We start from the raw sequence: 21,421 nt of genomic DNA, 5'->3' as shown, positions 1-21,421 counted from the left end.
TTAATGACAAGAAAAGGGACGCCCATTGGGGCGCCCCTTGTGAACTCTTACTTCATGGAATAGCACATATTAAAAATCTAGGTTTTTCACGTACTTTGCATGTTCCTGGATAAAGTCACGACGTGGTTCTACGTTGTCACCCATTAAGGTATTGAACAGCGTATCCGCCAGCATCGCATCACTGACCGTTACCTGTAGCATTGTACGGCTCTCAGGGTCCATCGTGGTTTCCCAAAGTTGGGTCGCATTCATCTCGCCCAAACCTTTATAGCGCTGTACATTGTATTTGGCATTTTCTCCAAATTCCTTGATAATCTCGTCACGTTCCGCCTCAGAGTTCGCATAACGCACAACTTTGTTACGCTCAATTTTAAATAGTGGCGGCTGAGCAATGTATATATAGCCCGCATCAATGATTTTACGCATGTAGCGATAGAAGAACGTCAGCAACAATGTACGAATATGGGCACCGTCGACATCGGCATCGGTCATAATAATGACCTTGTGATAACGAGCTTTGGCGATGTCAAAATCATCCCCGATCCCTGTACCCATTGCTGTAACCATCGAGCGTATTTCATCACTGGATAGAATACGGTCCAAACGTGCTTTTTCCACATTCAAAATCTTACCGCGAATTGGCAAAATCGCTTGGAAGTGACGATCACGCCCTTGCTTGGCCGATCCACCTGCCGAGTCACCTTCGACGATGTACAATTCACTGATCGAAGCGTCCTTGGAGGAGCAATCCGCCAGCTTACCTGGGAGCGAACTGATTTCCAGCGCACTTTTACGACGTGTAAGCTCACGCGCTTTGCGTGCTGCTTCCCGGGCACGGGCTGCTTGTAATGATTTATCGACTACACGGCGGGAGACAGCCGGATTTTCCTCTAGGAATTCCTGAAGTTTCTCTGCGAACAGAGACTCGACAATTCCTCGCACTTCACTGTTGCCGAGCTTTGTTTTCGTCTGACCCTCAAACTGTGGTTCTGGGATCTTGACGGAAATAATCGCTGTCAAACCCTCGCGTACATCATCACCGGTTAAATTGGCGTTGTTATCCTTAATCAGCCCATTTTTGCGTGCATAATCGTTAATAATCCGAGTTAATGCACTCTTGAAACCTGATTCGTGCGTTCCGCCCTCATGGGTGTTGATATTGTTGGCGAAAGAATAAATATTTTCAGTATAGCTGTCGTTATATTGCAATGCAACTTCGACCTGAATCATATCACGTGAACCTTCGACATAAATCGGTTGTTCATGCAGGGCTTCCCTTTTTTGATTCAGAAACTGCACATATTCACTGATTCCGCCCTCATAGTGGAATGAATCGCTGGCGCCTGTCCGTTCATCAGTCAGGCTGATTGCGATGCCTTTGTTCAGGAAGGCTAGCTCACGAATCCGCGTCTGAAGCGTATCATAGTCATATACGGTCGTTTCAGTAAAAATCTGTTCATCCGGATAGAAGGTCGTTTGGGTACCTGTCTCTTCTGTGTCACCGATGACTCTGACATCATACTGTGGAACACCACGATGATATTCCTGCTCATATACATGTCCATCCCGTTTAACACGGACGATCATTTTGCTGGAGAGAGCGTTCACCACGGATACACCAACCCCGTGCAGACCACCGGATACCTTGTACCCTCCGCCTCCAAATTTACCACCTGCGTGAAGCACGGTCATTACGACTTCCAGCGCCGATTTTTTCATTTTGGCGTGTTCACTTACCGGAATACCGCGGCCGTTATCTGTAACGGTAATGCTGTTATCTTCGTGAACGACAACTTGAATGCTGTTACAATAACCCGCCAGCGCTTCGTCAATGCTGTTGTCCACAACTTCCCAGACCAGATGATGGAGCCCCTTGACACTCGTGGAGCCAATATACATCCCGGGACGTTTCCGAACCGCCTCCAGGCCTTCAAGGACCTGAATCTCGCCCGCATCATAAGACGGTTGATTCATAGACATGCCTTTCACCTACTTCTATAGATTTCTATGGTTAAGCATTGGCAAAAAACTGGTTTGCCCGCTTTTTGAGTGTTGTTGAGGAGATGGGGGAATAATACACCGTATTCTGAGTTACTACGATGGACTTGGCTTCCTCTTCGCCAATCATCTCGACATGCTTTTGCTGTTGGGCGTGGTTCACGTATTGTTTGGAGATTTTAGAGGATTTTTCAATCGAGATATCGAAAATAGCCACAAGCTCTGACGAGCGGATGATCTTTTCTCCACCCAGATGAATATACATAGCGGTCACTCACTCCTTAGTGTTCCACATGCCCGTCGTGGACGTGATAAATATGGGCACCCTTAAGTCGTTCTGCGTTCAACGTCTCAATCCCGGTTGCCGTGATAAAGGTCTGTACCTTGCTTTGGAAAGTCTCGATTAGCTGAGTCTGACGATAGGGGTCCAGTTCGGACAACACATCATCCAGCAGCAGGATAGGATACTCCCCAATTTCCTCATGAATTAATTCTATTTCGGCCAGCTTCAAAGACAGGGCCGTCGTCCGCTGCTGCCCTTGAGAACCATACGTATGCACTTCTCTGCCGTTAATGGCAAAGGCTAAATCATCACGATGGGGTCCCGCCAAAGTCATGCCACGGCGGATTTCCTGTTCCCTCATTTGGGATAACTTTATCATAAATCGCTCCAATAAGACAGCTTCATCTTCTTCCTCTGACTCACCGAAGGAGGGAACATAGGTTAATTTTAACTCTTCTGTCCCACCTGCAATCCCCTCATGAATGGCCTGAGCCCACTTTTGTAGCTTTGTTATAAATTGTTTCCGCTTTTTTACAATTTTAACACCATGCTCAACAAGTTGCTCATTCCATACCTCTAGCATCAGCTGTACCGACGTCATATCTTTACCCCAGGCTTGCTTGAGCAGGTTGTTTCGCTGAACCAGCACTTTCTGATACTGCTGCAAATGATACAAATATCCTGGCGCAACCTGTCCGATTTCCATGTCAAGAAACCGGCGGCGAACCCCCGGTGTTCCTTTGACGATTTCCAGATCCTCGGGCGCAAACATAACCACGTTTAACGAACCGATAAAATCGCTCAGCTTTCGCTGCTCTAGTCCGTTGATCTTTGCTTTTTTGCCTTGTGTGGATAACGAGAGATCCAATCTGATTTTTCCGTATTTTTTATCCACATCGGCTGCTAGATGAGTGGAAGTCGCCCCGAAAGAAATTAATTCCTTATCGCGAGACGTTCGGTGACTTTTCGTTAAAGCCAGTACAAAAATTGCCTCAACCAAATTCGTTTTGCCTTGCGCATTTTGTCCGATCAGCAAATTAACGGGTCCGAAATCATTCAGCTCCAACTGTTCATAGTTCCGATACTGCTGCAAAACAATGTTGTTCACAAACACTTAGGGTCCCCCTCATTATTCCGCACCTAAAAGGAGTCCTTGCCGTTCAGGCGATCATGCTCCTGCCGTAACCTCGAAGCGTCCAATGTCCTCTACTTCAACGGTATCACCTGGGTACAATTTTCTTCCACGGCGTTCTTCCGGTTCACCATTAACACGGACTTGTCCTTCCTGCAGCAGGGCTTTAGCCATGCCTCCTGTGGATACACAATCGGCTAATTTCAAAAATTGATCGAGCTTGATGTATTCGGTCTGTATAGATATCGGTTTCAAGGCCTATTCATCCTTTCGCTTGTTCTCGGTTAGGTAACGCTAGTTGGTTGTGCGATATGGCAGGATGATGTACAGCGCATTGCTGGAGTCTGCCGGTTTTAAAATAATGGGGCTCATAATGCCGGTAAAAGCGATCGTCAGCTGCTCGCTGTCAATTACCTTCAGCACGTCGAGCATATATTTGGAGTTGAACGAGATTTTGAGCGGCTCTCCCTCAAATTTGGACACATTTACTTCCTCACGCACCTTGCCAAGCTCAGATGAGCTGGAGGAAATCTCTAGATCGCCATTCTCCAACGATTGCATTTTTACAATATTCGTTTTTTCCTCACGGGACAGCAAATAAGCGCGGTCAATAGACTCGCTCAAACTTTTTGTGTCCACAACCAGTTCTGTTTTGTAGGAGGTCGGAATAATTCTAGAAGTATCAGGATATGTGCCATCCAAAATACGGGAATAAAATAAAACGCGATCCACCTTAAATAATACCTGGTTGTCCGCTACGACGATATCCACAAGCATATTTTGATCTGGAATAATTCTACTCAGCTCATTGAGCGTTTTGCCTGCAATAACAACATTGCTAAAACGTAAGCCTTCAGTTCCCTCCAAATGAGCGCTGCGGGTAGCAAGGCGGTGGCGGTCCGTTGCAACAAATTTCAATTCACCCTCAGCCAGATTCCACAATACACCAGTCAAAATTGGTGTCGTTTCATGGGTAGAGATGGAGAATACCGTTTGTTTAATCATATTTTTAAGCAAATCACCTGGAACAGAGATCACTTGGTTTTCTTCAATGTTGGGGAGCACCGGGAATTCCTCAGGGTCCAAGCCAACGATCTGAATTTCAGTAGCACCTGATGAGATAAAGGTTTGGAATTGGTCCTTGACCTCCATACGGATCTCCTGCGATGGCAACTTTTTGATAATTTCGACAAAGAATTTAGCTGGCAACACTACACTACCGGGTTGTTCGACCTGAACGACTGTTTGGTCACCATCCTCCATGGGAATAAAGGATTGAATGGAGATGTCTGTATCGCTGGCGGTCAATGTGACGCCCTGATGATTCACATCCAGCTTAATACCACTCAGAATTGGAATGGTAGTCCGACTGGATATCGCTTTGGATACATGTTGTATAGCCTCGTTCAAAACGTTTTTCAGAATGCTAATCTTCATAAGTTCCTCCTACGGGTTTTAATCCTTCAAGCACGCGTTGACGCGGGCCTTATATAGGTGATGTATATCTTTAAAATATAATAGTAATAGTAATAGGCGCACTGAATATGTGGATAACTCTCTGTAACCCTAATAAAATCAAGCCTATCCACATGTGTATAAATTGTGTATAGGCTCTGAACTTGTTCAGGTTGGATTTTTGATTTTCTCTATGAGGTTGTTGATAACTTTGAATAGATCCTGATCCACTTGAATGGATTTGGAGATTTTTTCGTGCGCATGAATAACAGTCGTATGGTCACGTCCACCGAAAGCTTCACCGATTTTCGGCAAAGAATAGTCGGTTAGCTCACGGGAAAGATACATGGCAATCTGCCTTGGGAAAGCCACAGCCTTCGTCCGCTTACGCGCTTTGAAATCTTCCAGCCGTAGATTATAAAATTCCCCGACTTGATGCTGTATATCCTGAATCGTGATCATTTTTGGACGACTGGACGGGATGATATCCTTTAACGCCTCAGCCGCGAGATGGCTTGATACATCCTGATTCGTTAAGGAAGAATAGGCGACAACACGAATCAGTGCCCCTTCGAGCTCACGGATGTTTGTATCAATTTGATTCGCGATATACATCATGGCCTCATTAGGAATATCCAGGTTTTCTGCCCGCGCCTTTTTTCGAAGAATAGCAATTCTCGTCTCCAAATCCGGCGGTTGAATATCGGTAATAAGTCCCCACTCGAAGCGAGAGCGCAGCCGTTCTTCTAGCGTTGGGATTTCTTTAGGTGGCCGATCGCTTGAGATTATAATCTGCTTGCGCTCTTCATGCAGCGCGTTAAACGTATGGAAAAATTCCTCTTGCGTCGATTCCTTGCCCGCGATGAATTGAATATCATCAATGAGCAAAATATCAATATTACGATATTTATTCCGGAAACTTTCTCCGCGGTTGTCCCGGATGGCATTAATGAATTCGTTCGTGAACTTCTCTGATGATAAATAAACGACCTTGCTGGTCGGATTGTGCTCCAAAATATAGTGTCCGATAGCATGCATTAGATGCGTTTTACCCAGACCTACACCACCGTAAAGGAACAGCGGATTGTAAGCTTTGGCCGGCGCCTCGGCGACGGCCAGCGATGCCGCATGGGCAAAACGGTTCCCCGATCCAATGACAAATGTATCGAATGTATATTTGGGATTCAGCATATGAGACACAGCTTCTTCTTGAACGATCGGCTGCTGCTGAGGTTGTTGCTGAAGATCGACCTCGGCCGGCTTGTTCTCTTCAATAACGAACTTGACCTCTAAATGTTTGCCCAAAATCTCGTAAACCGTTGCCCCGACTAGCTTGGTATAGCGGCTTTCAAGCCATTCCACGGCAAAAGTTGTCGGTGCAGAAATCACAATGGAGTGGTCATTTAGTTTCGCTGCCTTGGTAGCCTTAAACCAAGTGTCGTAACTCGGCTTACTCAGCTTGGTTTGTATAATCGATAGAATTTGCTGCCATAGTTCAGAGGTATGGCTGTCCACAGACGTCACTCCTTTTAAATCCTGACATTTTGCCGAATTAAGCTGCAGAGAGCTGCTCTCGGCGCTCCGGCAAAACACCTAAAATCACCAAAATATTGTTGAAGGCCATAAAAAGACATACCGCCGCCTAAATCACGCGGCAGTGTAGTGAGAGAACGCAGCACAAAATGCCCTGAAAAATAAAAATGGAAATTCCACTGCTGATCAGCAGAAGAAAGGCGATATTTCTCAGGAGGGAATGTGCGGCACGATCCGTTCTCTTAATCCCGCAGGCCAAAACGGGACTGCAATATGTCGAAATCAAATGAAAAATGTAGAATATATCCCCAGAATCCCGAATCCGCACAAAAATAAAAAGATGGATAAATTGAACTTGTTCACAACTTTATCCACAGGGTGTTGATAATATGGAGGGTAAAACAACATATTCACATTCAAAAGTAATATCATCATAGCAAAAGAAGCCTTGTATTTCAATGACTCGTGGTTATTTATCCACAAATTCAATCTGTTGTGTACAATTTTTATTCACAACACAAGATATTGTTTATAATTTGTTCAGTTTTCGACAATAACTCTTTTTCACTCTAAAATGTTATGCACAGGTTATGACCATTTAAATCACAATTCCATTCTTTTTGTGGATCTGTGTATAACAACTGTTGCCTTTTGGTCACAGCGCCTTGTTTTTGTGTTGAAAATTTCCGATAACGTTTCCGACATTATTTTTGGCCAATCGGATGGTGGGAGATCTAAAACGGCGTAGATTTAAATACAGAAATGAATAAATGAAAAAAAGAGCAGTTAAAAGAGCGGTTATATATGAGGAATGAAATCTACAGTAAATGCTGATGAGTATTGATTGTGAAGGAGAGGCGAAAAAACGGGAATAAAGGGAAAGAAAAAAGTGGAGTGAGTGATGGGGGAAGACGGCGAGGGTTTTTGAAGATGAAAAAGAGGGAGAGGATTCAGAAGTACATTGACTTTGACCGCTATTTGTGGTTAAATGTACAAAGGTGTTTTTTGTGGAGATTGCTATGTTAGGTATATTCCATATAAAACGTATTCCTTGTAAGGAGGTGCAGCACAATGAGACCGACTTTCAGACCGAATGTCAGCAAACGTAAAAAAGTTCACGGCTTCCGTAAAAGAATGAGCACGAAGAATGGCCGTAAAGTTTTGGCAGCTCGTCGCCAAAAAGGTAGAAAAGTATTGAGTGCGTAATGCGTGCATAAAGACCACTACGGTGGTCTTTTTTTTCATAATTAAAGTATTTATGGATCGGTTTGCTTCCTTTAATTGTAGAAATGTAGTGTGAAAAGAGGGAGAAGCCCTGCATCCTGTTCTATATTAGATGAAGTTTTTGAAAACGGATATAAAATAAGCGAGATTACCATGTTGGAATGTTGTCCATACTTCTTACTATATAAGAGGTAAGGGGGGCCTTACCGATATGTGTAAAAGAGATGAGCAAGGAGAAGCGCCGTGCAAAAAAAATTGCGTCTACGAAACCGGGCGGACTTTGGGCGCGTATACCGCCATGGCAAATCTTTTGCCAACCATCAGTTTGTGGTGTACTGGTTCCGCCGCAGAGAGGTAGAGCAGTTCCGCGTCGGAATTTCGGCTAGCAAGAAGATCGGCAACGCAGTTGTCCGCAATCGGATGCGCAGAATCGTTAAGGAAATTGTACGCCATCATGAGCAAGAATTGGTGGAGCAGATTGACCTGATTTTTATCGTTCGTAAGGGGGCGGTTACCCTGTCGTATCACGAGCTGGAGAAAAGCGTGCTGCACGTTTTGCGCAAAGCCTCGCTGCTCAAGTCTACGCGCCGATAATCAGTATCTTTGTCCTACGGGATATGGTATGATTTACGTTGGAATGGATTGGTTAAGAAAGGGGTTATGAAGTGTCGCGTTTGAAGACTCAACGGGGAAAATGGTTCCTCCTGATTGCCTTATTGGCACTTGTTGCTGTGCTGTCCGGATGTGCCCAGGCGGCTCACAATTCTTACACGACGGCAGACTTGGCCAATGGATCTTGGTGGCAAAGATATGTCGTTTACTGGTTTTCGTATGCGCTGGATACATTTGCCCAATGGTTCTCAGGAGAATATGGCCTGGCCGTACTGATTCTGGTGATCATCGTGCGTACTATTATTTTGCCGCTTACACTCAAGCAAGTACGCAGTTCCAGAGCAATGCAGGCTATTCAGCCACAATTAAAAGAAATTCAAGCGAAATACAAGGATACACCTGAGCGAGTTCAGCAAGAAACAATGAAATTGTTTCAAGAAAACAAGGTTAACCCGATGGCAGGTTGTCTGCCTTTGCTTGTGCAGATGCCTATTTTTATCGCGCTTTATAATGCCATTTATTATAACTCGGCATTGCGGGATCATGACTTTTTGTGGCTCCAGTTAGGTAAACCGGATCACTTCTTTATTCTGCCGATTTTAGCAGCGATTACGACCTTTGTCCAAACATGGATGATGATGAAAATGAATCCGACGCCGCAGCAGGGACCTATGCAATTTTTGCTGTATGTCTATCCGGTGTTGATTCTGTTTATGTCGTATAACTTCCCATCTGCATTGCCGTTGTACTGGTTCTTCAGTAATATTTACACGATTGTTCAAAACTATTTCCTTTATCGGAATAATGATAAGGAAGCAGCATTGGCCAATGTAAAAACAGCCAGTCTCACGAAAACAGGTTCCTCCAATAGTAAGAAAAAAGGTGGCAAAAACTCGAAGGGGGCTAAAAAGTCGAGATGACCAAAGTCGTGACATCAGGAAAAACCATTGAAGATGCTGTAAGACAAGGACTCTCCCAGCTGGGAGTAAGCCGTGAACGGGTAACCGTAAACGTGTTGGAACAGCCGTCAAAAGGATTCCTGGGGTGGCTAGGGGTCAAAAAGGCGAAGGTGGAGCTTACGCTGCTTTCTGAGCCGTCTCCCGAAACCACACGCACGGCTGAACCTCATGTATCGGCTCAAGCACCTTCTGGCATGGGACAGGCTGTATCAGAGGCTGGACTTGTTGCACAGGAAGTACAGATGGACACGGAAGCACTTGGAGGACATGTAGATCCTTATGAAGAGGCGGTGCGTTTCATCCGTGAAACAGCTGCGGGAATGGGACTGAACGTTGAAGTCGATGTCCATCATCGCAAGGATGAAAGTACACTCGATATCTCCGGTCCATCGCTCGGTATGTTGATTGGCCGCAGAGGACAGACATTAGATGCATTGCAGTACTTGACGAATATTGTTGCTAACCGTCATTCGGATAAATTTATCCGAATTCTGCTGGATGCAGAGCAATTTCGTGCACGTCGGCGGAAAACGCTGGAGGATTTGGCGGAACGATTAGCGAACCAGGCTGTTCGTTACGGCAAGGAAGTGGTACTGGAGCCAATGCCGTCCCAGGAGCGAAAGCTGATTCACGCCAAGCTCCAGCAGCATGCGCTGGTTAGAACATACAGCAAGGGGGACGAGCCTAATCGGCGCGTTGTCATTGCCAAGAAATAATCCGACGCAATGGCTCTCTGCAAGCTGCAGAAGCCATTGCTTTTTTTCTTATATTTCACATTGAAACGGGGGGCCGTCCTGAATGAAGGACGGCAATGCCGTTTGTACTTGATAGGAGGTTGAAACGATATGCTGAGCGATACCATAGCTGCCATTGCAACGGCTGTCGGCGAGGGCGGCATCGCCGTTGTGCGGGTCAGCGGTCCAGAAGCAGTCACGGAAGTGGAGTCTTTGTTCCGTAGCAAAACGCCCTTAAGCAAGGCTCCAACGCACACGGTACACTATGGACATATTATAGATCCTCAAAGCCAAGAGAAGGTGGAGGAAGTTTTAGTTACAGTGATGCGGGCACCACGCTCTTTTACAACAGAAGATGTGGTAGAGATCAGCACTCATGGCGGGGTGGTGGCCGTTAAACGGGTGATGGATTTGTTACTGCAGCAAAATATCCGTCTGGCCGAGCCGGGTGAATTTACAAAACGCGCTTTTTTGAATGGCCGTATTGACCTGAGTCAAGCGGAGGGTGTTATTGACTTAATTCGTTCCAAATCGGACAAGGCTTTTTCGATGGCTCTGAAACAGGTCGATGGGCAGCTGTCCCAGAATATTCGTCGTTTGCGTCAGATTTTGGTAGAGACACTTGCTCACATTGAGGTAAATATTGATTACCCTGAGCATGATGTTGAATCCTTTACGTCTGAGTTAATCAAGGATAAAAGCAGTCAGGTCATGGCGGAAATTGATCGGCTGTTGCATACAGCGGAGCAGGGAAAAATTTTGCGTGAAGGGCTAACTACGGCGATTGTCGGAAGGCCGAATGTAGGCAAATCGTCACTGTTAAATACACTGGCTCAGGGCGAACGGGCGATTGTAACCGATATTCCGGGTACGACCCGTGATGTTATTGAGGAGTATGTGACGATTAATAATATTCCGCTTAAGCTGCTGGACACAGCCGGAATTCGCGAAACGATGGATGTCGTGGAACGGATCGGGGTAGAGCGTTCAAGGACGGCAGTGAGTGAAGCAGATCTATTGCTCATCGTCATTAATGCTAATGAACCACTGCACGAGGATGAAATGGCATTAATGGAACAAATCCGCGGTAGACAAGCGATTGTCATTATGAATAAAATGGACTTACCGGCCCAAATAGACCGGGATTTGTTGCTGCGCTATGTTCCTGAAGAGCTTATTGTGCCGATGTCTGTGAAGGAAAATGAGGGAGCGGATCGGTTAGAGCAGGCTATATCCAATTTATTCTTTAGCGGCAAGCTGGAATCGGCGGATATGACATATGTCAGCAACGTCCGGCATATTGCTCTGCTAAAGAAAGCGCGCCAATCGCTGGTAGATGCTTATGAAGCGGCTGATCAATTTGTTCCGATTGATATGATCCAGATTGATGTAAGGCTGGCATGGGAGCATTTGGGCGAAATTGTAGGCGATACTGCACATGATGCCTTAATAGATCAAATATTTTCACAGTTCTGTCTGGGCAAGTAGCAAGTAGAATATTCAAGCATGGCTGTTAAAGCCTGCTATCGTTATAGATACACAAGAGCATATTCGGGGTGAAGACTCGAATGTATAAGGAGGTAAGAGAGGTATGGGATATCATGGAGGCGACTATGATGTGATTGTCGTCGGTGCGGGCCATGCGGGCGTGGAATCTGCCTTGGCAGCAGCACGTATGGGCTGTCGTACATTGATGATCACAATTAACCTGGATATGATTGCATTCATGCCCTGCAACCCATCTATTGGCGGTCCTGCAAAGGGGCATGTAGTACGGGAAATTGATGCATTGGGCGGAGAAATGGGTCGGAATATCGACAAGACATTTATCCAAATGAGAATGTTAAATACTGGCAAGGGTCCTGCCGTACATGCCTTGCGCGCACAAGCTGACAAGTTTTCTTATCAGCATGCGATGAAGGAAACGATGGAAAAGGAACCGAATCTGACCTTACGTCAAGGTATGGTTGAAGAGCTGATTATAGAAGACGGTCAATGCGTGGGTGTGATTACGAAGACAGGCACAGAGTATCGCAGTAAAGCAGTTGTCTTGACGACTGGCACCTATCTGCGTGGGAAAATCATTATGGGTGAACTGATGTATGAGAGTGGTCCGAACAATCAGCAGCCTTCGTTGAGACTTTCTGAACATTTGAGAGAGCTAGGTTTTGATCTGGTTCGGTTTAAAACAGGAACGCCACCACGTGTGCATAAGGATACGATTGATTTTAGCAAAACAGAAATACAGCCAGGTGACGATCAGCCGAAGTTCTTCTCCTATGAAACGAAGTCCTCGGATAATGAGCAGCTGCCTTGCTGGTTAACGTATACTTCAGTAGAAACACATCAGATCATTAATGATAATTTGCATCGTGCACCGATGTTCTCTGGTCTGATCGAAGGAACGGGACCACGTTATTGTCCTTCTATTGAAGATAAAGTGGTGCGTTTCAGTGATAAGCCGAAGCATCAAATCTTTTTGGAGCCTGAGGGTAAAAACACATCCGAATACTATGTTCAAGGTTTGTCGACAAGCCTGCCAGAGGATGTGCAATTAGCAGTACTGCGTACCATTCCAGGGATGGAAAAGGTAGAAATGATGCGTAATGGTTACGCTATTGAATATGACGCCATGGTTCCTACTCAGTTATGGCCTACTTTGGAAACGAAAAAGGTACCTGGCTTGTTCACAGCGGGTCAGATTAACGGGACATCTGGTTATGAAGAAGCTGCGGGTCAAGGAATTATGGCGGGTATTAATGCAGCTCGCAAGGTGCAGGGCAAAGAACCGGTCGTACTGGATCGTTCCCAGGGTTATATTGGGGTTCTGATCGACGATCTGGTGACCAAGGGGACAAATGAGCCATATCGCTTGCTGACATCCCGTGCAGAATACCGTCTATTGTTGCGGCATGATAACGCGGATCTGCGATTGACTCCGATTGGGCATGAAATTGGTCTGATTACAGACGAACGATATGAACGCTTTTTGGATAAAAAACAGAAGGTAGAGCAAGAGATTGAGCGTTTGCGTTTAGCTAAGGTTCGTCCGGTTGATGTAAATGAGATGTTGCAGCAAGGTGGATCTGCACCGATACAGGACGGCAGTAATCTGTTAACAGTGCTGCGTCGACCTGAGATCAGCTATGCACAAGTGGCACAAATTTCACCTTCACCTGTAGCCCTTACTGAGGAAGAGCAAGAACAGGTGGAAATCCAAATTAAGTATGCGGGCTATATTGAAAAGCAATTGATGCATGTAGAACGTCTGCAAAAGATGGAGAAGAAGAAGCTGCCTGAGGATATTGCATACAATGAAGTTCAAGGCTTGGCCATTGAAGCCAAGCAGAAGCTTGAAAAGATCCGTCCGATGTCTATTGGTCAGGCATCCCGTATTTCCGGTGTAACTCCTGCGGACATCTCCATTTTGCTGGTTTATCTGGAGCACTATAACCGTGTAACGGCAGCGAGGGGATCATAATGGACGCGATACAACAGCAGTTCAAACAGCGGCTCGCAGAGCATAGTGTTGTGATTAATGATAGTCAATTGGAGCAGTTTGAAACGTATTACCGTGTGTTGGTTGAATGGAATGAAAAAATGAACCTGACGGGTATTACTGAGCGAGATGCAGTGTACACCAAGCATTTTTACGATTCTCTTTCACTTGCTTTTTATGTTCCGTTAAATGATGTGGAGAGTTTGGCTGACATTGGGTCAGGTGCAGGTTTTCCTGGTATCCCCTTGAAAATATGTTTTCCACATATTCAATTGACCATTGTAGACTCGTTGAATAAGCGCATCCAATTCCTAGCACATGTTGTAGAGCAGTTAGGACTGGAAAATGTCGAACTGATTCACAGCAGGGCAGAGGAATTGGGACGCAAAGCAGGGTATCGCGATAGTTATGATCTGGTCACTGCCCGAGCCGTTGCCCGTCTCGCAGTATTGAATGAGTTTTGCCTGCCTTTTGTCCGTGAGGGGGGCCACTTTGCAGCGATGAAGGGTAGCGATCCAACGGAAGAAATCAGGGAAGCATCCTACAGCTTGAAAGAATTGAAGGGGAAAATCAAGCATGTTCAGGCCTTCCAGCTACCTGTTGAGGATGCAGCCAGACATATGATTATTATTGAAAAAAGAGCAGCTACACCAAGGAAGTACCCGCGTAAGCCAGGTACTCCTTTGAAGGCACCGCTAGTGTAAATGTGTGAAAGAAAGTGAATGTTTCACGTGAAACATTCACTTTTTTATGGTTTATAGACTCTTTGCGTAAGAAGATACTTGCCGAATACCCTCCACATAATTTATTCTTTTATCGTTCCGAAAAGCTGGTAGAGAAGATAGGATTATGACTGGAAAAGTGATAGAATAGAGATAATCGTTTTAGTGTAAGTTGGCTGCTTCCCGTACCCATGATTTCAGATATACATATAGGGAAGTGAGACAACAAATGTCAGGGGAGAACATGGAGTGTACCCGCTTATGGCGCTATTTTATATAGAAGGGCCTACAATCCCCCGTAAGGAACTGTTTTTCACGAGGCGCTGTTTGTATGGTGCTATTATGAAATTAGGTGGTATTATACGGAATGAAAGAACAATTTTCCAAGCTATTTGGTTTGACGGAGCGATCCAATGGGGATGAAATAAAACAAATTCCGGTTCGGGATATTGTCAGCAGTCCTTATCAGCCCCGTACCATATTTGATGACGAGAAGATTGATGAACTATGCCAGACTATTAAGACGCATGGTGTAATTCAACCGATTGTCGTTCGTTTCCGTAATGGACAATATGAAATTATAGCAGGGGAACGTCGTTGGAGAGCTGTCACCAAGCTGGGTATGGAGACGATTCCAGCCATTGTTCGTGAGTTTAATGATTCACAAGCTGCATCCATCGCGTTGATTGAGAACCTCCAGCGGGAGGGTCTAACAGCGATTGAAGAGGCTGTAGCTTATCAAAAGCTGATTGACCTGCATCAACTTACTCAGGAAAGTCTCGCTCAGCGACTTGGCAAAAGCCAATCCACTATTGCTAATAAAATACGGCTGCTTCATTTGCCGGAGAGAGTGAAAGAGGCTCTAATGGAACGAAAGGTGTCTGAGCGTCATGCTCGTGCATTATTGTCGTTAGAGACCGAGGAACTACAGTACAAGGTTTTAGATGAAGTGATTGCTAAGGAACTTAATGTAAAGCAGACAGAGGCACGTGTTGCCTTTTATAAACAAGTATCCACGATTAAGAAATCAAAGCGGATTTCCTTTACCAAGGATGTCCGGCTTGCGCTGAATACGATTCGTCAATCCATTGATATGGTGTCTGGCTCAGGGCTGGATATCAAAACAAAGGAATCTGATCATGAGGATCACTATGAGATTGTCATTCAAATTCCCAAACGTAAGTAAGGGATGAAGCGTACAGGCGGCAGCAATTGCCGCTTTTTCTGTCTAACGCCAACATAAAACCGCAGCATACTCGTATTCTATTTTGAATTGCCCTAATCTCTAGGTTAAGGACTAAGTAACGTCTTCATAGACTTTTGCAATCATGGAACGTAGCAGGATTCCGATTAAATTATGAGGTGAATGAAGTGTCAAAAATAATAGCCGTGGCCAATCAAAAGGGCGGGGTAGGCAAAACGACTACCTCCGTGAATTTGGGCGCCGGACTTGCTTCCCTCGGCAAAAGGGTATTGCTCGTGGATATCGACCCGCAAGGTAATACAACCAGTGGTGTCGGTATCAATAAGGCGGATGTGGCAAATTGCATTTATGATGTACTCATTAATGAGGTTGATCCTAGCGAAGCGATTGTCAGTACACAGGTCGAGGGATTGGATATTATCCCGGCAACCATTCAATTAGCAGGTGCTGAAATCGAGCTGGTACCAACTATATCTCGCGAATTGAGATTAAAAAGATCGCTTCAACTCGTTAAGCATAACTACGATTATATATTAATAGACTGCCCTCCATCGCTGGGTATTTTGACGCTCAATTCCTTGACGGCTTCCGATTCGGTTATTATTCCAATTCAATGTGAATATTACGCGCTCGAAGGATTAAGTCAATTGTTGAATACCGTGCGATTAGTACAAAAACATCTAAACACCTCATTGCAAATTGAAGGTGTGTTGCTAACTATGTTTGACGCCCGCACGAACTTGGGTATTCAGGTCATTGAAGAAGTGAAAAAGTACTTTCAAAGCAAGGTTTATCAGACGATTATTCCACGCAACGTGAGACTCAGCGAAGCACCATCACATGGCCAGTCCATTATTACGTATGATCCCCGATCCCGTGGGGCAGAGGTATATATTGAGTTGGCAAAGGAAGTGGTATCTTATGAGTAAACGGTTGGGAAAGGGATTGGATGCACTTATTCCCTCCCTTACAGTCAGTGAAGAGGATAAGGTTGTTGACATTCCGCTCAGCCAGTTGAGGGCAAACCCATATCAACCTCGAAAAACATTTGATGAGGAGTCCATTAAGGAATTAGCGGAATCTATTCGTCAGCACGGTGTGATCCAGCCTATTATTGCGCGTAGTGTCTTAAGAGGATATGAGATTATAGCCGGGGAAAGGCGGTTTCGGGCATCTCAATTCTGCGGGAATCCGACCATACCTGTGGTTGTTCGCAATTTTACAGATCAGCAGGTAATGGAGATTGCCCTGATTGAGAATTTGCAGCGTGAAAACTTAAATGCAATGGAAGTGGCCGTAGCCTATCAAGGGTTAATGGATCAATTTTCGTTAACTCAGGAAGAGTTGTCCATGAAGGTGGGAAAATCCCGTTCGCATATTGCCAATTTCCTTCGCTTGCTTGCATTGCCTGAGGAAGTTAAAGAGCATGTTTCACGTGGAACATTGTCTATGGGACACGCTAGAGCAATTGTTGGACTCAAAGACCCGGACATGGTCAAACAGCTGGCCATGCAATGCATTGAGCAACAGTGGAGTGTTCGCGAACTGGAGGAAGCCGTACAGCAATTGGATCATAAGCCTGGAGAAACAAAAGCTAAAACGAAGGTGCGAAAAAAGGACCCCTATATTGACCATATGGAAGAGTCCCTGCGTGAGCGGTTTAAAACAACGGTGAAGATCAAGCACAATAAAGATAAAGGCAAAATCGAATTGAATTATTACAGCCAGCAGGATTTGGAAAGATTATTGGAGCTATTACAGTAGTCTGTAAAAATATGGACATGTCTCCTTGAGTAAAATAGAGAGTGAGATATGTCTTTGCTTTGTCTGCAATTGTAGGAATTAGAATGGTTTTGATGGATAAACTAATAGCCTTGTGTTATTTGTCTCGCTGTTCTCAAACGTTTAAAATAAAAGGTAAGCAAAGCAGTAACATGATTTTTGAGGTAGAGGGGTAGAAACAAACATATGGCTGAATTGAATGGACTAATCATGGAGCAGCTTGCTGGAATTGTTGCAGGGATCGTGCTTATTTTACTCATCCTGTTGATCGTTATTATTGTCCAGGGCTCAAAGCTGAAGAAGATGCGGCGAAAGTATGATACCATGATGGCAGGCAGCGGAGTCGAGAATTTGGAAACGCTGCTGATTGATTTGAAGGTTCAAATGGATACGATTGAAGATGAGCAGGAAGCTCACCGTGCAAGTATGAAATCACTACGCAGCAAACTGACTGGCCTGAAGGGACATATAGGCATCAAACGCTATAATGCCTTTGGTGAAAGAGGGAGCGATTTAAGCTTCTCTCTGGCTATTGTAGACGATAATCAGGACGGAATAGTATTGACCGGCATTTATAACCGGGATGGCTCTTATGTGTATGCCAAGCCTCTGGAAGCGGGACAATCCTCTTATTCCTTATCACCTGAAGAGAAAGAAGCTATTACTCTTGCGCAGCAAGCAGGACAGAACGGTAATGCCACTCCCTGATTGCCGAGTATAAGCTACTAGCTATGATATCTGATAATTTCATGACCAAATTTAGTCTCGTATTTTGCAACACAAAGTATTCCATGAAGCCGCCGACGTTAACGATACCAGTCAAATGGATATCGCCGACCGGCGGTAATTCTTTATTTACACCTGCTCCAGGCTTGAGGGGACCCTCTGCAACCTGAATGCATCCAACACTGGAAGTTTGTCCAAGACATGCGTCTATACCAATGATATAGGGCTGTTCGTACCGGTCATAGATGCCATTCAGCGTCGTTTGCAGGTTCATAGCATGTACAGGCTCATCTAATGTTCCATACAGGTTGAACAGCGGGCTTTTGTAGCGTGACAATTGGGTACCGACGAGTGGGCCAAGGCAATCTCCAGTAGAACGATCGGTGCCGATGCAAATGATGACGATGTTTTGCAGACTCCGTGCTTGATGCAGATGGAACAGCAAACGATGGATGATGGCTGATTGGATCCCGGGGTCAGTGTGTGATATTTTTAAGCTTAGGGGTTCTTGCCCCGGAATGAAGTCAGATGGATGAGTCATGGAATCTTCCTTTCGTCCTGTAATGAAGTGTGCTCGCCTACCTTAAGGAATACACTTGGCCTGCGGGTAACAATTATTCTCAAGATAGTAACTAGTATATGGATAAACTTGTGCTTTTATACTCGGGAAAGGTAGATTGTTCATAGCTGTATGTTTAAAGTCAGGAGATAAGCTTATATAGATAGGAAATAGAATGTGGGAAACAAAAAAGAGTAATTCCCTGGTTTAAGGAGGAGTACAGCATGACCTTTATACATTGGTTGACCGATAAATTAGACACGGATGACGTAGTACAAGGGGCGATTCATTGGAAGGATGCTGTATGGAAATGGCTTACGGATAGTGCGATGTGGTCAGCCTTTTTGTTTGTGATTTTGAAAATCGCAATTATTTTCATCATTACACGTATCTTTATTCGAGTTATTAATAAAATTATAGATAAGTCGATGGAGCAAAAGGGAGATAACGGCAGATTCCGATTGAATACCAGACGGTTAACGACTGTGGGGGAACTGCTAAAAAATGTAACAAATATTGTATTTAATTTTATTTTGATTATGCTGGTGTTATCGCAAATGGGTATAAATTTGGGCCCTCTGATTGCTGGAGCTGGAGTGCTTGGATTAGCTGTAGGTTTTGGGGCACAGAGCTTGGTTAAGGATGTAATCACCGGGTTCTTTATTATATTCGAGGATCAATTTGCCGTAGGAGACGTCATTCAGACGGGAACTTTCAAGGGGACTGTAGAAATGATTGGGCTGCGTACAACCAGGCTGGTGAGCTGGAAAGGCGAGGTGTATATTCTACCTAACGGCTCCATAACGACGGTAACGAACTTCTCCATGTCCAATGCGTTGGCGGTGGTAGATGTGCCGATGAAGGTGGAACGTAGTCTGGAGGAAGCCGTCAGCTTGGTCAAACAGGCGATCCAAGGCATTGAGGAATCCAATACACAGATACTCAATATGCCGGATGTGTTAGGCGTTCAGTCCATGACTACATCAGAGTATATCGTACGTGTTGTGGCGGAGTGTATGCCGAATACCGGGGCTATCGTAGAGCGTGATATTCAGAATAATATCAAGAAGGCTCTGGAGGACGAGGAACATCGTCAGGCTGCACTGGAGACGGCGATCACCCTTGAAAAAGACGATGAGCAAGAAAGAAAGGGGGGAGAGAAGGGTGGAGCGTAAGTCGTTTGAACTAGGGGATATTGTGCAGATGAAGAAGCCTCATCCATGTGGAACGAACGAGATGGAAATTATCCGGATGGGGATGGATATTCGAATCAAATGTGTCGGATGCCAGCATAGTGTGCTGATTCCGCGTGCCAAGTTCGAAAAGAATATGAAGAAGGTGCTGCGCTCAAAGTCTGGTGCTGACGAGCGAAATTCGGAAACCCTTTGAGCGGAGAAGGTGGATCATGATGGACAAGAATGAGCTTGCGTCATGATAGCAATGATGATATAATTATCCTTGCTGCGGAAAGGTACCCAAGAGGTCCAAGGGGGCTGACTCGAAATCAGTTAGGCGTCGCAAGGCGTGCGTGGGTTCGAATCCCACTCTTTCCGCCACTAACTTTATAAATTTAATCAATCTCTTACATCTTCTGGTGTAGGGGATTTTTTGGTTTATGGAAATAAACAATCATAACACTCCGAAGAATGAATTGGGCGATAATTGGGCGATATTGAATTTAAATAATGATAAGCCTAATGATGTGCCTATTGAGGGATGGAAAAGTCGTTAGAGCAAAAGAATGCTCCTGACAGCAAAGAAATCATTGCGCCAGGAGCATTCTTTTGTTATAGCTGGTTAGGTGGATAATGATAGCGTTTTGTTTTCTTTGAGCCAGAGATCATCAAAAGGATGGCTGCAATCAAATGGAAAGCCCAGCCAACAAAAGGGATCCAGGCTAGCAAGGAGGTAAGTACTCCCCAGACTGAACCGTAGATCGCTTCCTGATTGCGTAACGACAGGATCAGTGTTACTGCATGCAGGATAAGCATAAACCCCAGAGCTGAGTAGCCAGACCCCATGACAATAGCTCCTCCCACAATCGGTACAGCAAGCACCAATTCGAATATACCTGATATCCACTTCAAAATTCGAGAATAGCTCATGTTTAAACCTCCATAAATAGTAGGTCTTTTGTACTTGGATATATTCTAGCAGAAGGAGCTGAATTAATCTGCATTTTACCAGTATATGCAAAAAGTCCGATAATGCAACAAAGGAGGACCACAAAGGTCCTCCATCGTAGGCGATACTTTTTTAACAGGATACGATCTGTCCAATCACATCTGAAACTCGGTGTACTGACCAGCAATACCGTGTTGAAAAGACAGTGTCCTTCTACACAAACCTAACGCTTCTAATGCCCGGAATGGATCTCCTAACAGTTTGTCCGGCTACGTTGTCCAACGGAACCACACCTCTCTGTTGTATCGCCTAATCATAATATGGCCAGGATTCCGAGAAAATATACATTAGTGGACACGAGCTTTCGTTTTTTTCTTCCACTTGCGATTATGATTGGTGGTTTCCGGAAAAGAATCGCCTCTTTCCAGCGTTACTTGCTGCGGGTTTTGGATTTCAGTATGAAAGCTTTTTTCTCCGACCTCCATATATACGCCGTCGTTTGGGACCTTATCCCCGGGTACAAACTCAGTCTTTTCGCCCATACGTTTGTGCCTCCTTAGATCATGAATTTGGACTGCAACGGTTATTGTGCGCTGTCTTAAACAGAAAGATGCGAAAACAGGCACGCAAATAGTAGTTAATCAAAAATGGTTTCCTTTATATGTGGGGAATTTTGGGTGTAATATAAAAATGCATAAAAACAATGGTATCAAGTGTATTAAACGTTTTTTAGCTTTGTGTTCGAAATTGCAGGTTGCATTCAGTTGATCAATTTGGTAAACTGATTTAGTGCGAGTCTAGGCTCGTTCCTTGCTCTCAACTAAGATTGAGGGCCTTATGTCCATAAGGAGGTGTAAAGAATGCGCAAATATGAA

At 44.8% G+C, this 21,421-nt stretch carries 22 protein-coding genes and 1 tRNA gene; 14 read left to right on the top strand and 9 right to left on the bottom strand.

The window, feature by feature from the left end:
* Nucleotides 1-69: 69 nt before the first annotated feature.
* The 6 genes from gyrB to dnaA form a co-directional block, all read right to left on the bottom strand.
* On the bottom strand, nt 70-1,980 hold the full coding sequence (gene gyrB / locus AC5V8P_RS06615; protein ID WP_063211657.1) for a DNA topoisomerase (ATP-hydrolyzing) subunit B: 1,911 nt from the start codon (nt 1,978-1,980) through the stop codon (nt 70-72).
* 31 nt (nt 1,981-2,011) lie between these two features.
* Nucleotides 2,012-2,263: an extracellular matrix regulator RemB gene (gene remB / locus AC5V8P_RS06610; RefSeq protein WP_063211658.1), complete on the bottom strand. Its 252-nt coding sequence runs from the start codon at nt 2,261-2,263 to the stop codon at nt 2,012-2,014.
* A 16-nt stretch (nt 2,264-2,279) separates the two neighbouring features.
* Nucleotides 2,280-3,395 carry a DNA replication/repair protein RecF gene (gene recF / locus AC5V8P_RS06605; RefSeq protein ID WP_063211660.1) on the bottom strand — a complete coding sequence of 372 codons (1,116 nt, stop codon included), beginning with the start codon at nt 3,393-3,395 and terminating at the stop codon, nt 2,280-2,282.
* Between the two features lie 54 nt (nt 3,396-3,449).
* Nucleotides 3,450-3,668 (bottom strand): S4 domain-containing protein YaaA, encoded by a 219-nt coding sequence (gene yaaA, locus AC5V8P_RS06600; RefSeq protein ID WP_016822440.1) that lies wholly within the window; start codon nt 3,666-3,668, stop codon nt 3,450-3,452.
* Nucleotides 3,669-3,707: 39 nt separating this feature from the next.
* Nucleotides 3,708-4,850, bottom strand: coding sequence for a DNA polymerase III subunit beta (dnaN, locus tag AC5V8P_RS06595; RefSeq protein ID WP_063211662.1), 1,143 nt, complete (start codon nt 4,848-4,850; stop codon nt 3,708-3,710).
* Nucleotides 4,851-5,036: 186 nt separating this feature from the next.
* Nucleotides 5,037-6,383, bottom strand: a complete 1,347-nt coding sequence (gene dnaA / locus AC5V8P_RS06590) for a chromosomal replication initiator protein DnaA (protein WP_019689098.1) — start codon at nt 6,381-6,383, stop codon at nt 5,037-5,039.
* A gap of 1,089 nt (nt 6,384-7,472) precedes the next feature.
* Between dnaA and rpmH the strand changes: the two genes are divergently transcribed.
* The 11 genes from rpmH (at nt 7,473) to AC5V8P_RS06535 (ending at nt 17,845) form a co-directional block, all read left to right on the top strand.
* Nucleotides 7,473-7,607 carry a 50S ribosomal protein L34 gene (rpmH, locus tag AC5V8P_RS06585; RefSeq protein ID WP_007433250.1) on the top strand — a complete coding sequence of 45 codons (135 nt, stop codon included), beginning with the start codon at nt 7,473-7,475 and terminating at the stop codon, nt 7,605-7,607.
* A gap of 261 nt (nt 7,608-7,868) precedes the next feature.
* Nucleotides 7,869-8,219: a ribonuclease P protein component gene (rnpA, locus tag AC5V8P_RS06580; RefSeq protein ID WP_063211664.1), complete on the top strand. Its 351-nt coding sequence runs from the start codon at nt 7,869-7,871 to the stop codon at nt 8,217-8,219.
* 71 nt (nt 8,220-8,290) lie between these two features.
* Entirely contained in the window at nt 8,291-9,157 is an 867-nt protein-coding gene (locus tag AC5V8P_RS06575) for a YidC/Oxa1 family membrane protein insertase (protein WP_063211666.1), read from the top strand.
* A complete protein-coding gene (jag, locus tag AC5V8P_RS06570; RefSeq protein WP_064797496.1) occupies nt 9,154-9,912 on the top strand; it encodes an RNA-binding cell elongation regulator Jag/EloR in 759 nt (252 codons plus the stop codon). Before AC5V8P_RS06575 ends, jag begins: the two co-directional genes overlap by 4 nt.
* 129 nt (nt 9,913-10,041) lie before the next feature.
* Complete coding sequence (gene mnmE / locus AC5V8P_RS06565; protein ID WP_064797497.1) at nt 10,042-11,418, top strand: tRNA uridine-5-carboxymethylaminomethyl(34) synthesis GTPase MnmE; 1,377 nt, start codon at nt 10,042-10,044, stop codon at nt 11,416-11,418.
* 103 nt (nt 11,419-11,521) lie between these two features.
* Nucleotides 11,522-13,411, top strand: coding sequence for a tRNA uridine-5-carboxymethylaminomethyl(34) synthesis enzyme MnmG (mnmG, locus tag AC5V8P_RS06560; protein WP_063211671.1), 1,890 nt, complete (start codon nt 11,522-11,524; stop codon nt 13,409-13,411).
* Entirely contained in the window at nt 13,411-14,133 is a 723-nt protein-coding gene (gene rsmG, locus AC5V8P_RS06555) for a 16S rRNA (guanine(527)-N(7))-methyltransferase RsmG (RefSeq protein ID WP_064797498.1), read from the top strand. The genes mnmG and rsmG overlap by 1 nt, the downstream gene beginning before the upstream one ends.
* A 385-nt stretch (nt 14,134-14,518) precedes the next feature.
* Nucleotides 14,519-15,337 (top strand): nucleoid occlusion protein, encoded by an 819-nt coding sequence (noc, locus tag AC5V8P_RS06550; RefSeq protein WP_013373916.1) that lies wholly within the window; start codon nt 14,519-14,521, stop codon nt 15,335-15,337.
* Nucleotides 15,338-15,522: 185 nt separating this feature from the next.
* Nucleotides 15,523-16,284, top strand: a complete 762-nt coding sequence (locus AC5V8P_RS06545; protein WP_023991152.1) for a ParA family protein — start codon at nt 15,523-15,525, stop codon at nt 16,282-16,284.
* Complete coding sequence (locus tag AC5V8P_RS06540; protein ID WP_063211674.1) at nt 16,277-17,119, top strand: ParB/RepB/Spo0J family partition protein; 843 nt, start codon at nt 16,277-16,279, stop codon at nt 17,117-17,119. Before AC5V8P_RS06545 ends, AC5V8P_RS06540 begins: the two co-directional genes overlap by 8 nt.
* 204 nt (nt 17,120-17,323) lie before the next feature.
* Nucleotides 17,324-17,845 carry a DUF4446 family protein gene (locus AC5V8P_RS06535; protein WP_064797499.1) on the top strand — a complete coding sequence of 174 codons (522 nt, stop codon included), beginning with the start codon at nt 17,324-17,326 and terminating at the stop codon, nt 17,843-17,845.
* On the opposite strand, the gene yyaC is transcribed toward AC5V8P_RS06535, so the two are convergent.
* Nucleotides 17,799-18,404 carry a spore protease YyaC gene (yyaC, locus tag AC5V8P_RS06530; RefSeq protein ID WP_081276857.1) on the bottom strand — a complete coding sequence of 202 codons (606 nt, stop codon included), beginning with the start codon at nt 18,402-18,404 and terminating at the stop codon, nt 17,799-17,801. The two genes, AC5V8P_RS06535 and yyaC, sit on opposite strands and share 47 nt — an antisense overlap.
* A gap of 242 nt (nt 18,405-18,646) precedes the next feature.
* Here yyaC and AC5V8P_RS06525 point away from each other — a divergent pair, with 242 nt between their 5' ends.
* The 3 genes from AC5V8P_RS06525 (at nt 18,647) to AC5V8P_RS06515 (ending at nt 19,978) form a co-directional block, all read left to right on the top strand.
* On the top strand, nt 18,647-19,597 hold the full coding sequence (locus AC5V8P_RS06525) for a mechanosensitive ion channel family protein (RefSeq protein WP_064797500.1): 951 nt from the start codon (nt 18,647-18,649) through the stop codon (nt 19,595-19,597).
* Nucleotides 19,587-19,811, top strand: coding sequence for a DUF951 domain-containing protein (locus AC5V8P_RS06520; RefSeq protein ID WP_064797501.1), 225 nt, complete (start codon nt 19,587-19,589; stop codon nt 19,809-19,811). The genes AC5V8P_RS06525 and AC5V8P_RS06520 overlap by 11 nt, the downstream gene beginning before the upstream one ends.
* 76 nt (nt 19,812-19,887) lie before the next feature.
* Nucleotides 19,888-19,978: transfer RNA gene (locus AC5V8P_RS06515), tRNA-Ser, on the top strand.
* Between the two features lie 231 nt (nt 19,979-20,209).
* Here the strand turns inward: AC5V8P_RS06515 and AC5V8P_RS06510 are convergent.
* On the bottom strand, nt 20,210-20,527 hold the full coding sequence (locus tag AC5V8P_RS06510) for a hypothetical protein (protein ID WP_064797502.1): 318 nt from the start codon (nt 20,525-20,527) through the stop codon (nt 20,210-20,212).
* Between the two features lie 366 nt (nt 20,528-20,893).
* Nucleotides 20,894-21,088, bottom strand: coding sequence for a YjzC family protein (locus tag AC5V8P_RS06505; protein WP_063211684.1), 195 nt, complete (start codon nt 21,086-21,088; stop codon nt 20,894-20,896).
* Between the last annotated feature and the right edge of the window lie 333 nt (nt 21,089-21,421).

It is taken from the genome of Paenibacillus sp. N119s (assembly GCF_059447605.1).
Note: the sequence above shows the minus strand (reverse complement) of the source record. Positions and strands in the feature narration are given on the sequence as shown.

Excerpts from the sequence above, each read along its gene's own strand:
- gyrB (WP_063211657.1), bottom strand. The coding sequence starts at position 1,980 with ATGTCTATGAATCAACCGTCTTATGATGCGGGCGAGATTCAGGTCCTT.
- remB (WP_063211658.1), bottom strand. The coding sequence starts at position 2,263 with ATGTATATTCATCTGGGTGGAGAAAAGATCATCCGCTCGTCAGAGCTT.
- dnaN (WP_063211662.1), bottom strand. The coding sequence starts at position 4,850 with ATGAAGATTAGCATTCTGAAAAACGTTTTGAACGAGGCTATACAACAT.
- rpmH (WP_007433250.1), top strand. The coding sequence starts at position 7,473 with ATGAGACCGACTTTCAGACCGAATGTCAGCAAACGTAAAAAAGTTCAC.
- jag (WP_064797496.1), top strand. The coding sequence starts at position 9,154 with ATGACCAAAGTCGTGACATCAGGAAAAACCATTGAAGATGCTGTAAGA.
- mnmE (WP_064797497.1), top strand. The coding sequence starts at position 10,042 with ATGCTGAGCGATACCATAGCTGCCATTGCAACGGCTGTCGGCGAGGGC.
- mnmG (WP_063211671.1), top strand. The coding sequence starts at position 11,522 with ATGGGATATCATGGAGGCGACTATGATGTGATTGTCGTCGGTGCGGGC.
- rsmG (WP_064797498.1), top strand. The coding sequence starts at position 13,411 with ATGGACGCGATACAACAGCAGTTCAAACAGCGGCTCGCAGAGCATAGT.
- noc (WP_013373916.1), top strand. The coding sequence starts at position 14,519 with ATGAAAGAACAATTTTCCAAGCTATTTGGTTTGACGGAGCGATCCAAT.
- AC5V8P_RS06540 (WP_063211674.1), top strand. The coding sequence starts at position 16,277 with ATGAGTAAACGGTTGGGAAAGGGATTGGATGCACTTATTCCCTCCCTT.
- AC5V8P_RS06535 (WP_064797499.1), top strand. The coding sequence starts at position 17,324 with ATGGCTGAATTGAATGGACTAATCATGGAGCAGCTTGCTGGAATTGTT.
- yyaC (WP_081276857.1), bottom strand. The coding sequence starts at position 18,404 with ATGACTCATCCATCTGACTTCATTCCGGGGCAAGAACCCCTAAGCTTA.
- AC5V8P_RS06525 (WP_064797500.1), top strand. The coding sequence starts at position 18,647 with ATGACCTTTATACATTGGTTGACCGATAAATTAGACACGGATGACGTA.
- AC5V8P_RS06510 (WP_064797502.1), bottom strand. The coding sequence starts at position 20,527 with ATGAGCTATTCTCGAATTTTGAAGTGGATATCAGGTATATTCGAATTG.
- AC5V8P_RS06505 (WP_063211684.1), bottom strand. The coding sequence starts at position 21,088 with ATGGGCGAAAAGACTGAGTTTGTACCCGGGGATAAGGTCCCAAACGAC.